The sequence below is a fragment of the Shewanella sp. 125m-1 genome, assembly GCF_052977065.1.
The window spans coordinates 47,621-61,116 of record NZ_JBRILT010000030.1 but is presented as its reverse complement, the minus strand read 5'-3'; the positions used below and the strand labels follow the sequence as shown (position 1 = coordinate 61,116).

Below are 13,496 nucleotides of genomic sequence, written 5' to 3'. Positions count from 1 at the left end.
ATACCTTACGACCCAGAATACGAAGCTTACTTAAGTAAGCGGAAACAGGCTAAGCAAGGCAGAAACTCTTGGTTCGAGCCGGTCTTAGCTGCGATGTAGGGTGCTGGGTAACAGAACACGCCTTAGTGGAGGCTTGAGCCGTATGCAGTGAAAGTTGCACGTACGGTTCTTAGGAGGGCGGTACTTGGTAACAAGTGCCGCCTATCCGACAGAAATGATTAGAGTGATCGCGCTAAGGCATGTGTTCACTAAGACTATATTGCTCAGAAGGTTCAACGAACTATTGCTAATGGCAACGGCAGATTTAGACCTCAGTAGCCAGAGTAACTAAGACACTACACTTAAAGCCGCAGTAACACCTAGTTGTTAAATCTAATTTGAAGGCAATGACAAATCAAGGTTGATTTAAGGGTGAGAATCATTAGGATGAAAGCTGAGCTGATCATCTAATAAGTGGTGTTTTAATGCTTCTGGATTGTTGGGGGCTCAATGTTTCACTTTCCCTACAGCAGAAAATTTAGGGGGCCAAATAGGGGCCAAATTTTTAGTTGTAAACACTTATAATGAGTTATCAAAATGCTCATGTAACCGCTGAAACTCCCATTTCATCACTTATTATCACTTATCATAAGTCTAAGTGCTGATGGCATGAAGATGCCGTTCTAGTTTTAAATTGCTGTTTTAATGGTGTATTTACGCCATTGGATTGGAGGCGGCCAACGAATAGTTAGTAGCCAAATCCCAGCGATTAAAAACAAAAAAAGCTCAAGCAATTTGCTTGAGCTTTTTTGTGTCTGGACCTTACTGTCTCAACCAACCATCAGGAATATTCAGTGATTTTATCACTTTTGCCGGTGTACCAGCCGCTAAGCAATTTGGTGGTATTTTATCAACCACTATCGAACCTGCAGCTATGACTGAGTTGTCGCCAATAGAAGAGCCTGCTAGGATCATCGAATTTGCACCTACCCATACATTATTTCCAATGATAACAGGGCCTTTCTTTATCTCTCTGTCAGGCGTTAATTGATGGAAATCAGTATCAAAAATATATGTCATATCGCCTATCTTGGTGTGATGACCTATTTTAATAGATTGAGTCGCGCAAATATTGACCCCGTCATTAAAAAATGAACCATCGCCTATTTCTAAAAAAGCTCCTGCTTGTACTGTAATATTTTGATGTAAGCGAAAAGACCGAAAGCAGCATTGTCTACCAAGGTGCATAGCGCCTTTATTGTGAATATTGGGCCATCCACCACTGAAAGATGGCGTACCATTCATTGTAATCTTCTTTCTTTTACAGAAAAGCTTAATAGAGAGTGCTTTCAGCTTTCGACGAAGACTCATTTTTTTACACATACTTATTTTCCGAATACTTACACTAGATGAGCGAGAGCAGCTCGTGATAATCATGAAGCAATGATTAACAGACGTGTCTACTAGGCATTAGTTATATGAGTTGCATTGATATGGACGATATGGGTGTCAGCAGCTTGGATACTGCAAAAAAGGAGTGTTTTTTACATGAACCTTCAGTGAGTGGCAAGGAGTTATTCTGCAGACTTTGATCTACAATGGCTTTGACTTTACCTCGGCGGTTAAGCACTAAATGGATAAATATTAGTATACAAGGAATATGCATATGGTTTTAATGATTAAACTGGCTTTTCGCTCTGAGGTGTCAGGCTTTAACTGGTAATGCTTATTATTTTAGTCAATATCACTGGCTTTTCGTTTTTTATTGTTCTTTGTTCTTGGTACTGCATTTGGCTTTAGTCTTGCGGGCTCAATAGCAATATGGCAGACTCTTGCCGATAAACTGCCCTTCGATGCGTTGGCCTTGACGCACTTTTCGACTTGGAAAGACAGAGTGAAACAAAAGCTAAAAGGACTGGGGTTTTCCTTAGTCATCTTCATCGTTATTGTCATCTTTAATGCGCTGTTTGGCGCGCCGCCTATTAACTTAAGTGGTATCGAAAAATACAGCGAACGTATCCCAGCTGAAGAGGCTCGAGATCTGGGTTTTATTCTATTTAAGAATAAGCGCTATCCCGAAGCGAGGGCATTTTTTACGCCTTCAGCACAGTTAGGTGATGTCGGTAGTCAGTTATCACTCGCTACACTTTATTTTTACGATTTGACTACAGCTAACAATTACCAGCAGGCGTATCATTGGTTTAGCAAAAATAGCGATAATGCTTTTGCTCAATATTATTTGAGCTTGTTGTATCACTTTGGACATTACGTGCCTCAAAGCCAGATAAAGTCATTATTCTGGATAGAAAAGTCCGCAGCACATTCTTTTCCTGCAGCGCAGCATAATTTGGCTGTCTATTACTATAACCTAGGCGATTTCAGCCAAGCTTACCTTTGGGCACGTTACGCTAGAGGTAATGATTTTTCTCAGGCTCGCAGCCTAGTTAAACAAGCCGCAGAACATTTGACAGCGCAAGAAAAAGCCATTGCTGACCAAACCTATAGAAACAGCAATACTAAGCATCGCTGGGACTCAGAGAACAATAACCAGATTAGTGCACTCTTAGAGCAGGTATTTTAGTGATGAAGATACATTCGATGTCACTGGAGTGCGCCAGTGGTCAAACACAGCAGATGGGCGCGGTGGCAAGCCGTACCACATTAAAGCACCGACTCAAAGAGATACGAGACACTGCTATCTTTGATGAGAGTGTATCTGAAGGCGCTGTAGCCAAAGGTGAGCAAGTTAAAGGCGATAATTCAACTGAAGCGCTGACCATGCCAATGCTGATTGTTCAAGCTGGGGTCAAAGGCAGTGAGATCACCTTCACTTATGATTTTTTGAGTAAAGACGAAGGTTTATTAGCCCTGTATTATACGAGCAATAAAGGTGGGCTTGAGCGTCAAAAGGAGTTTGGCTTTGTCAGTTTTAGCGAGCTTGAGTTGCATCTGCAGCGGCTCTTGAGTGAGAGTGAGGGCAAGTTTGTTGAACACTACTTTCCTAAAAGTTCCCGATTTAGTTTGTTGCTCAAGTATTTGGGGGGCGCCTATATCACAGCAGCTTGTCTGGGCTTATTGTCTTTCATCTTTTTATCTGATGTGATTTGGCATGATGATATTTTTAATTCAGCCTACATTGCTGGGGGCGTGATTTATGCTCTTACGCTGCCCATATTGCTGCTTAAGGCCTTGTCGCAGAAAGGCAGAGAGCGTGCAGAGCAAGTCGGCCAGAGCACGACTAAACAAGTGTTTGGCATATTAGTGGGTAATATAGTCTTGAGCTTTGCACTGGTTGCTGGTGGCTGTAATTTATTGCATGTTATCAACGCCAAGCCTGCAGAGCTAGACATTACTTTTTCTGATAAAAACCAAGATTATTGGGGGAAAAACTGTAAGGGCGGCGTTAACATCGAACACTTCTCAGGGACTGTCTGCTTGGAGGATAGAGCTTATTGGAAGATTATTCATCCTAGTATGAAAGCTGTTGCACTGGGAGAGTCATCGGTTATTGCTTTTAAGGTAAAAGCCATCGAGCTTAAATAGTCGCACTTAAGATCCTTAGGGTATTTATTTAGTCTGCACTTTTCACTTTTTCCTAAGTTATTATTGGCCCTTCAAAACTGTTTCATCAGCGTATCAGACTTGTGATTCAAGTCTTGATGGTTTCCTGATGGATAAGCGCTTATTAGCGATATCAGCTACCTCACACAGTTTAATTTATCTGTTAGAACCGCTACTTTTATTTTAAATCTGCTTTTAATCAATTCAGTTCATGAAAATGCTTCCTATGCATTTCGCCTATGGTTCAAATATCTGCTTTATATATTCAAAGCCAAATAACTAATTGAAAATGTTTAGTTTGTAAGTATATTTGGTTTTTTGTTTAGCGCTCTTTTTTAGCGTAGCATCACTCTGCGATGTTGCGCATTGGTAATCATCTTGTTTGTTTTTGTGTTGTTAATGTTGCTACGTGTATACTGGTATGATAGGTTGACTGCATAATGTTGGGATAGCTAGAGATTAGTTGCACTAGAATTTATCGATTCAAAGGTTAGTTACATCAGAAACAGTTGCACATTGAATTAAAACTATAAAACTCAGAGAGGGAAGTTATGAATACCAATCAAAGGATGTTTTGCCGCAGCGCACTGTCATTATGTATTGCTGGATTATTTAGTTCTGCAGCTATAGCAAATGACGCGGAGCAAGAAAGTAACAACGTTGAACGAATTGCTGTAACGGGTTCAAACATTTTTAACGGTTCCGCTAACGCTTCATCATCATCGCCGATTACTGAAATAGGAAGAGACAGCATTGAAGGAGTGGCGGCAATATCTCTTGGTGATGTATTAAATAAAGTCCCTTCCGTGACTGCATCGATTAATGGTTCAAGTGATAATGTTTCTCTTGGTGGCGCAGGTAGTAACGTTGGTGTTTCGACTACTTCACTTCGTAACTTAGGCACTGCTCGAACCTTAGTATTAGTGAATGGTCGTCGTTATGTCTCAGGAGTTTCTGCAAATACAGGTTATGGTGTTGATTTAAACTCGATCCCGCCAGCGATTATTGAGCGCGTAGATGTACTAACTGGCGGGCAATCTGCTATTTACGGCTCTGATGCCATTGCTGGTGTTATTAATATTATCACTAAACAGAATTACGAAGGTTTGGAAATCAATGCTTTTGCGGCCGATTCTTCTGAAGGGGGAGCAGAGAGACAGAACATTGACTTTACCTATGGTCAGAACTTTGATGAAGGAAATGCATGGGTTTCTGTAGGCTACTCCAATCAAGAGGCTTTAAACTCGTCAGAAAGAGACTTTTCCAGATATGAAATGAGATTTCTTGATACCAATGGTGATGGCATCAGGGACTCTATAGCTAGACGAGATGGCCCTGGTCATGTTGATGGAGCATCACTCGGTTATGGTGATCTAAAAATATTTGGTAATGGGGACCCATTTAATACCAATCAGCCTTTGCTTGACGGCAATTTCCAACCTATGGGCGAATCTGACTGGGATAATCAACATGCTAATCGTACTTTAGTTACCCCGTTCCAACGCTTCAATGTCGCTTCCGGGATGAGTTTCGATGTATCTGAAAATTCAGATTTAAAAGTAGAGCTAAACTACTCACAGACAAAAGCCAGTGTTGATTTAGAAGAAGCGCCAATTGACGTTGTAAACAATATCTTTAGAAAAGGAGATGGTGGTACTACAGGTATCGATGTAGCAACGAGTCCCTTCTTCGTAGGCAGTAGTGCTGGACAGCAGCTTCTTGCTGTCATGGGTGATAATACTTCTCTTGATGGTGTATCGACGAATAGACGTACCTATGAGTTTGGTAATCGAACAACTGAAAATCACCGTGAGACTTTCCGTATTGCAGGTAGCTATAACTATTATTTTGATAATGATTTGGACTGGAAAACGAGTGCTACTTATGGCATCACTTCGCAACAACAGCAAAATAGCGGTGACTTTAGTATCCCTCATATGCAACAGGCTGTGACGATTGAAGACGATGGCAATGGTGGTTATCAGTGTGCCGATGAAATAGCTAGAATTTACGGTTGTTTACCTGTGAATCCATTTGGTACTACTGACAGTTTGGCAGGCCAAGCCGGGATTGTCGGATTTTCTGATGAAGCAATGAAGTATCTTGCTGTTAGCACTGGTCAAACGGGTAAAGTTGAACAATTTGTTATTAACAGTGTTGTATCTGGAGAGTTAGATTTATCTGTTGGTCACGATAATATGGGATTTGCTGCAGGTCTTGAATACCGTAAAGAGTCCGCAGTTGAAAACCCAGATAGTTTTCGTCAGTTAGGCATTACACGCGAAGGCGCGGTGCAACCTATTGACGGTAGTTTTGATGTCGCCGAAGTTTTTGGTGAGCTTTATATTCCAGTTGCTGACTGGCTGAATGTGAGTTTAGCGGGCCGTGTGGGCGACTACTCTACAATCGGTACCACATCAACTTATCGACTCGGTCTAGATGCACCCATTAATGATGTAATTCGTCTTCGTGCTAGTCAATCAAGCTCTGTGCGCGCGCCAAACATTAATGATATCTTTTCTACAGGAACAACCAGTGTCGCTAACCCTACCATTGATGTTTGTAACGGAGCGAGCAGTTCAGGGACGTCGAATAGAGATGTTAACTGTAGTTCTATTTCGGCTATTGCAAACCGAATGGCGACCGATCCAAATGGCGAGTATGTATTGGTTGGCTCAGAAACCAATAATACTTTAGTAATGCAGAGCGGCTCTCCAGATCTTAAAGAGGAGACTGCTGATTCATTGACTTTAGGATTTGTTGTAACGCCGATAGATAATTTATACGTTTCACTCGATTATTATGATATCGAAATTGAAGATGGTATTACCACAATCACTCCCGATATTATGGTTGAGCGTTGTTATGACGCTGACCCATCACAATTTGATGCAAGCTGTGGCGGCAAAGTCGTGCGTGACGTAAAAGACGGTCCAATTCTAAATATTTACTCTACATCAATTAATGCCGATACCATTTCAACTAGCGGTTTAGATCTTGAGATAGGTTACTCGCTTGAAGATTTACACTTAAATTTAATCGCTAACTATCTCGGTGAATATGAAATTGATACACCAGGTGGAAAAATTGATAATTTAGGAAAAACCTTATTCCCTGAGTATCGTTATACGATGAATGCCTCTTATGACATTACTGATGCTTTTAACTTATATGCACAGTTGACTTACCGCTCTGAAACTAAGGGTGTGCTTGGTGAAACGACGCTGTCGGATGATCTAAACACTATGGATGCGGTTTACTATGTTGATCTTAGAGCTAGCTACCAAATAAATGATGCTGTTAATGTTTATCTTGGCTCAAATAACTTATTTGATGAGCAGCCAGATATTCAGGCGACGAGTGCGGCAGTCGGTACCAATACTACGCCTCAAGCTTATGATGTTATTGGTCGTCAAATCTTTGCTGGTGTTAAATTGACATTCTAATAGCTGGGAAAGGCATGCTCTTTTTATAACAATAAATGCCTTGTTGTCGGTGTAATGTCCTAAAACCTAATCAATGTTGATTAGGTTTTATTTTACTTAAAAGTTAAGGAGTCCCGCTTGAAGCCTACTGAGTTATTTTTCCTACTTATGCTATTTGTCGCGCTTGTTTGTGGGCCAGTGTTAGCTGTGGAAAGTCAAACAAAAGTACCTGTTCAGGCCAAGGTGAGTTGGGTAAAAGCGGGGCAACTTCCAGCTCCTAAAGGCTTTAATCAATCTATCGGTATAGCTGGTGCCTATAGTGCATTTGTCGGTAATTACCTTGTGGTTGCTGGTGGGGCTAATTTTCCTAAGGGCCACCCTTTTTTTGATAAGGGGGTTAAGCAGTATTATTCAGATATTTTTGTTTTTGATACCGCAAATAATCAATTTGAGTTAGTAGCTCATGGGCAATTACCCTCCGCAAGAGGTCATGGTGCAGCTGTGGTTGTTGACAATAGTCTGTATCTTGTTGGAGGTAAAAATAACGGCCAAGCCTTCGACTCTATTCTAAAGCTGACACTAGATGATAACTCTCAACCTGTGGTTAATGCTGTTAATCAACTGCCTTTTACTTGGGATTCTGGCGCGGCGGCCTGGCAAGACGACTCACTGTTTTTATTTGCCGGTAAGCATAACGGCGTAGTGAGTAATGCAGTGTGTCAGTTTTCTTTGAAACAGCAAAAATGCATCAATAAAGATAAGATAGCGCCAATCCCGGGGCTTGCGAGAGCCGATTTCCCCTCCATAAAGCATCACAAACAATTTTATGTATTTGGTGGTGCAAATATGCTGGCAGGAAAAGGACGTTATGTTCTAACCGACGCTTATGCGTTTGACTTTGAAGCACTAAGCTGGAGAACACTTACACCGGTTACAGTTAAAGACCAACCCTATTCTGTCGCTGGTGGTGGGGTTGCGGTGATTAATGATGAGCAATTCATTTTACTTGGTGGTGTAAACAGGCAAGTGTTTAACGATGCTATTTTTCAATTGGCGACTAGCTCACAGGATAGGCTATCTAAGTTCAAACAATATTATTTTAGTTTGAATGAGCAAGAGGTTAACTTTAGCCGCCAACAGCTTATTTATGATCTCAATAAAGATAACTGGTCAACTTTAAGTAAGGAGGTGCCTTTTACGGGGGGAGCGGGGCCCCTTGCTATATCGCAAAAAGATAACCAAATATATTGGATTTCTGGCGAGATAAGGCCGGTTATCCGTACCCCTAATGTGTATCAAGCCACTATTGAACCTGTTCAATAAAACTGTCGTCTATTTCATTATCTTGTTTAGTACATTGATATTTATTAGCAGAGCCTGGATCTGAGACTCGCTTATCCCCTCAACTTGCTAAACCAATAATCACTTAAATTAGTTAAAGCTTTCTACAATGGTTTACCTAGTTGCACCTTATTTGAAGGTGTAACTTGTAAGCCGCTTTCCTGTACCCAGCAATATTAACTCCTACGACTATCACTAGCACTACCAATTATCTAGTTATACTATTATACCATAAAGTTCTTGTCCAATTTTTGCACACATGTTTGTATTGGTGGTGTGACAGGTTGATATGTAAAACCGTGGATCAGATATTTGAGTCGCTACTACAGGACTCACTGAGTTCGCGTAAGACTTCAATAAGATAAGAACATGGGTACTTAAGCTGTTTGTAGCGTTAAAGTGGTTCAGGATGTATAGCTTGAGTAAAGAACCTTTAGATTATCAGCCACTTATTGCTGGCTTTGTCATGGATAACACTTAATTTATAAAGGTGACATTATGCTGAGAACAATTAGATTAACAGCGCTATTTATTGCTTTATGCTCCATGGGCTTTAGTAGTGGATATGCGCAAGCAAACACATTGGTCGCAAATTTTGATGCGATGCATGAAACAAGCCCAACGAGCCAAGGTTGGAGTGATTTCCTTTCGGGGCAAGCTACGGGAACAGTAGTGCAAGATTTAAATGCCGCAAGTTGGAAGTCAACGGGAAGCAGCGGCAGAGCGCAATGGAATATGCTTCCAACTACCGAGCTTAATAATGAGGCTAGTCTAAAAGGTTGGCGAATGAGCTGGACTAGTCGCGTTGAGTCTGGCGGCTATATCACTGATTACTACGCAAATGGTGCTTTACGTTTTCTACCAATATTGAGTATTAGTGCGTCGGGAGATTTAGTCGTAAACCTAGTTGGGGGAGGAGAACATACATTAGTTTCAGGAACGGGAGCGGATAGCTATCATCAATACGTGGTTGAGTATGATCCACTTACTCAACTTGCTAGTTTCAGCTTTGATGGAGTGATAATTGATCCTGCTTGGGTTGGTGAGGCCAGCAATCAAAATATGCTTGCATGGGGAAATGGTTCATCAAACATTAATGGTATTGCTTATTATAGAACTGTCGCCTTTGAGACGCTCAGCGAAACAGTACCTGAAGAAGCTAAGATTATTGCAACGTGGGACTCATCTGGGATCACTTTTGATGGCGAAAGCCAATTTATATCGGTTGATACTGAACTTGCATCTGTACAGCAGCTGGCCCGAGGTAGCATATTTACCAAGTTTAAAGCCACGGGGACAACAGCAACTCTTTTTAGTGCTTCCAATTCAGCCGAAGGTTCAAGTGAATTTGCAATACTGATTAATGGTGATGGCACGTTACGGGTGCATGCTCGAGAGAACGGCAGTTTTGTCAATGACTCAAAAACCGTCACCACATTCAATAATAATCAAGAGCACAAAGCACTGATTATGGTGGATGCAAACGGTACCCAAATCTATGTCGATGGCCGGTTAGCATTCAGTGGTAATGCAACTAGCTTTCTTAGCGCCATTGCGGGGTTAGATAGCATGAATATTGGTCGTAACCATGATAGTAATGGTGGCCAATGGTATTTCAGCGGCAGCATAGATGAAACCCGTATTTATGACAATATACTGACGGCAGAGCAAGCTGAGGCTCTCACTCGGTTATCGACTGTGGTGGCGACTTTTGATAGTAACCTCAATACCGATCCCCTCTTGGCTGGCTGGACAAATGATAGTGCGGACTCTGGCGCAGGCAGTTTAGTCAACGAACAAGGTCAAGCTGCTTGGCAGGCTAGTGGTATTAATGGCCGAGCTGAGTGGGAAATACAGCCTAGCGTGCAAGTTAATCGAGATGCGACAACCTTAGGCTGGAAAATGACCACCACGAGTCGAATTGTGTCGGGCAGTGCGATTTCTGATTACTACGCAAATGGTAATAAACGCTTTTTAGCTTTGTTAAGTATCAATGGCAATGGTGACTTAGTCGCAGCGTTGGAGGGAGGCAGTAGTCATACATTAGTGCCGATGACTGGTGCGGATAAGTACCATACCTATGAAGTGATTTACGATGTTGAAACGAGCTTAGCGACGTTTTATTTTGACGGTATTGCAATCGAAACTTGGGCTGGTTCCGCTACCAGTCAGAATGTCATAGTGTGGGGTAATGGCTCTTCTGGCACAAATGGTGTTGCCAATTACCGTTATGTCAACTTTGAGACCTTTGGTAGTGGTCCGGCTATCTTTGAAAGTATTGTTTTTCAAGGAGATCAAGAAGGCGATGATGGTATGAGTCATTATCGAATACCTTCCATGGTCCAATCTGCAGATGGCTCAATACTGGCGTTTATTGAAGGCCGTCCAAGTGGTGGAGATCCTGGGCAAGTGGGTCAGATTAACATCTCTTTAAAACGTTCAATTGATAATGGACGTAGCTGGCTACCTGTGCAGATTATTCATCAAGATCCAGCGTTTGATTATTCAGATCCCCGTCCATTTGTTGATAAATCGACAAATACGGTTTATGTGTTTTATGTGCAGTGGCCAGACTTGTGTGCACAAAATGGTAACTGTGTCGCCCCGGGTGATGCTAACTATTTGTACTATAAAAAAAGTATTGATAATGGACTGACATGGTCCGCCGCAGTCGATGTTACTTCGCAAGTTAAAGATCCGACTTGGCGTTCAATAAACCCAGGTCCAGGGCAAGGGATCCAATTGCAATGGCAGACTTCAGCTCAAGGTGAACACAATGGCAGAATGATTTTTCCAGCCATAGTGCGTGCTGGTAATAGCCTGTTTTATGTTGCGACAGTGTTTAGTGACGACAATGGCTTAACTTGGCATAAAGGTGAGTTTACGCCTGTTTCTGGACCGACCGAAGCTGATATGGTTGAGCTTAATGATGGAACATTATTATTGACCGCTCGCAATGATGGAGGCGCAGCAGGTACTCGTTATCACTTCTTGAGTCATGATGGCGGGATCACATGGACGCAAACAAGTCATGACTTGGCTGTTTCTAAGGTTGATATTGGGCTCACTCGATTTTCAGCGATAAGAGCGGGAAATGCTGAAGATCTTATCATTGCTACTGCGCCCATAGGTACAACATCAGGCCCTAATCGTAATAACTTGGGGATTTGGGTCAGTACAGATGAAGGGACTAATTTTGGCACTCCTTATCAATTAGTTTATGGCATGAGTGCCTATTCTGATGTGGTAAGGCTAAATGACGGCTCTATTGGTGTGATTTATGAGGCGACGGGAAGCACGCTATTGAAGTTTCTAAACTTTGAGCTGAGCAGCCTTGAGCGGCAGTAAGCTGGCTGTTTTACAGTGCTATTCATGGCTATGAAATAGAAACCTAGGCTGTTAGCTATAAGTATGGCTAACAGTCTACATTTCGAGCCGTTAAGCTAAGGCGTCGATTTCATCTGCTATAAGCTGTTTGATAACCGCCCAGTGAGACTCTTGCCAGTCCCCCTTATGGGGTAACATCGAGAAATGATCTGCATTTGGTATGCTAATTTGCTTTATATCTTGGCTTGTTTGGTCTTTATAGCGCTTGAGCTGAGCAATTTTGACACAAGTGTCGAGCTCACCATGCACTAATGTTAGGTTAAGGTGCATTGCGGGTAAGTCGCTTGGGTTGCATGCTTGGTAACGCTCAGGAAAATCTTTTACCGTGCCTCCCATTAGCCTATGTATTTGCTGAGGCTGTTCAAGATCATCGGCTGCGGTTAAATCTAGTATGCCGCTAATAGAAATAACGTTTCGAATAGCAAGTGCTTGTGGGCTGAAGAGGGGACTGCTTGGAGATATCTTCGATCTAGAAGCCGCCCAAGTTGCCAAATGTCCGCCGGCAGAATGCCCGATTAATAGGATCCGCCTTAAGTCCAAACCCTCCTCAAGGCTAATATGTTGAAGCATGTCTATGCCTGCTGCAATATCCTTAAATGTTGCGGGCCATGGCGCTTTGATATTGTCGCCTACACTATCCATGCGACGATATTCTAAGTTCCATATTGCGACATTAAAGCCTTGCAAGTAATCAACAATGGCACTGGTAGCATATGTTTCAAGAGTATGATTATCCTTCCAATAACCACCATGAATCACGATAACAACAGCTGTTAGTTTCTCTTTATGACTCGGTGTATAAAGGTGGGCAAACTGCTGACTATCGTTGCCATAATACACTTTTTTTAGCTGATGCTTATTCATAGTCTTGAACTGGTGTGGTTGATAATCACTCAACGGTATAATAGGTGTACCAAAGGATCAATGTTTAATGAAAGTAAGCCCAAAGTTTACTTTTGCTATCGATGTGGCATCTATTTGGGATAATTGTGTATACATTCATAGCACCACTGGTATGATAGCTAGATAGGTATAAAACTTGTTAGGTGCTAAAGGAACTTCGAATGCCAATTACTATTAAACGTCCTGTTGAACGAAAAAAACTTTCAGAAACCGTTGAAGAAGAATTGGAACAGATGATACGCCAAGGTGAAATAGCCGAAGGTGAAGCGCTGCCGTCTGAAAGAGAGTTAATGGCGGCATTTGGAGTGGGCAGGCCTTCAATTCGCGATGCCTTGTCAGCACTTGCACGCAAAGGCTTAGTTAAAATTAGCAGCGGTGAACGAACTCGTGTGAGTAGACCTTCTCCTGAAACCATTATTTCTGAGCTATCTGGAATGTCAAAAGACTTTCTATCGCAGCCTAACGGATTGCAATATTTTGATCAGCTAAGAAGCTTCTTTGAATCGAGCTTAGTGCGCCATGCGGCTGAGTTTGCAACAAGTGAACAAATTGAAGAGTTAGAAAAAGCGGTCGCATTAAATGGCAAAGCAATAGATAACGAAAGCCAATTTAAAAAAACCGATATCTATTTTCACCATGTCATAGCATCAATACCTGGTAATCCCATTTTTTTGGCCATTCACCAAGCGCTAGTTGATTGGGTTATTGATGCTAGACCGGCTAAAACCAACGTTAAAGAGTTAAACGCTAAAAGCCATCAAGACCATGTCGATATTTTAGAATGCATTAAAAATCGTGATGTAGAGGGAGCGGATAAAAAGTTAACTCAACACATACAATATGTATTTGATAAGTATTACGATTAGTAGAGAAATATTTTCATGCTCAAGCAGTCTTTTC

At 41.8% G+C, this 13,496-nt stretch carries 8 protein-coding genes; 6 read left to right on the top strand and 2 right to left on the bottom strand.

Annotated elements, in window-relative coordinates:
- Nucleotides 1-801: 801 nt before the first annotated feature.
- Nucleotides 802-1,284 (bottom strand): acyltransferase, encoded by a 483-nt coding sequence (locus ACVBIK_RS13665; protein WP_447162098.1) that lies wholly within the window; start codon nucleotides 1,282-1,284, stop codon nucleotides 802-804.
- Between the two features lie 460 nt (nucleotides 1,285-1,744).
- Here ACVBIK_RS13665 and ACVBIK_RS13660 point away from each other — a divergent pair, with 460 nt between their 5' ends.
- The 5 genes from ACVBIK_RS13660 to ACVBIK_RS13640 all read left to right on the top strand — a co-directional run bounded on the left by ACVBIK_RS13660 (nucleotide 1,745) and on the right by ACVBIK_RS13640 (nucleotide 11,654).
- On the top strand, nucleotides 1,745-2,560 hold the full coding sequence (locus ACVBIK_RS13660) for a tetratricopeptide repeat protein (RefSeq protein ID WP_447169909.1): 816 nt from the start codon (nucleotides 1,745-1,747) through the stop codon (nucleotides 2,558-2,560).
- Nucleotides 2,561-2,562: 2 nt separating this feature from the next.
- Nucleotides 2,563-3,522, top strand: a complete 960-nt coding sequence (locus ACVBIK_RS13655; RefSeq protein ID WP_447162096.1) for a hypothetical protein — start codon at nucleotides 2,563-2,565, stop codon at nucleotides 3,520-3,522.
- Between the two features lie 569 nt (nucleotides 3,523-4,091).
- Nucleotides 4,092-6,986: a TonB-dependent receptor domain-containing protein gene (locus tag ACVBIK_RS13650; protein WP_447163428.1), complete on the top strand. Its 2,895-nt coding sequence runs from the start codon at nucleotides 4,092-4,094 to the stop codon at nucleotides 6,984-6,986.
- Between the two features lie 117 nt (nucleotides 6,987-7,103).
- On the top strand, nucleotides 7,104-8,288 hold the full coding sequence (locus ACVBIK_RS13645; protein ID WP_447163427.1) for a cyclically-permuted mutarotase family protein: 1,185 nt from the start codon (nucleotides 7,104-7,106) through the stop codon (nucleotides 8,286-8,288).
- A 516-nt stretch (nucleotides 8,289-8,804) separates the two neighbouring features.
- On the top strand, nucleotides 8,805-11,654 hold the full coding sequence (locus tag ACVBIK_RS13640; RefSeq protein ID WP_447169908.1) for an exo-alpha-sialidase: 2,850 nt from the start codon (nucleotides 8,805-8,807) through the stop codon (nucleotides 11,652-11,654).
- A gap of 90 nt (nucleotides 11,655-11,744) precedes the next feature.
- On the opposite strand, the gene ACVBIK_RS13635 is transcribed toward ACVBIK_RS13640, so the two are convergent.
- Nucleotides 11,745-12,557 carry an alpha/beta hydrolase gene (locus ACVBIK_RS13635; protein WP_447162092.1) on the bottom strand — a complete coding sequence of 271 codons (813 nt, stop codon included), beginning with the start codon at nucleotides 12,555-12,557 and terminating at the stop codon, nucleotides 11,745-11,747.
- A 200-nt stretch (nucleotides 12,558-12,757) separates the two neighbouring features.
- On the opposite strand from ACVBIK_RS13635, the gene ACVBIK_RS13630 reads away from it, so the two are divergent.
- Nucleotides 12,758-13,462, top strand: coding sequence for a transcriptional regulator NanR (locus ACVBIK_RS13630; RefSeq protein WP_012154766.1), 705 nt, complete (start codon nucleotides 12,758-12,760; stop codon nucleotides 13,460-13,462).
- Nucleotides 13,463-13,496: the final 34 nt, after the last annotated feature.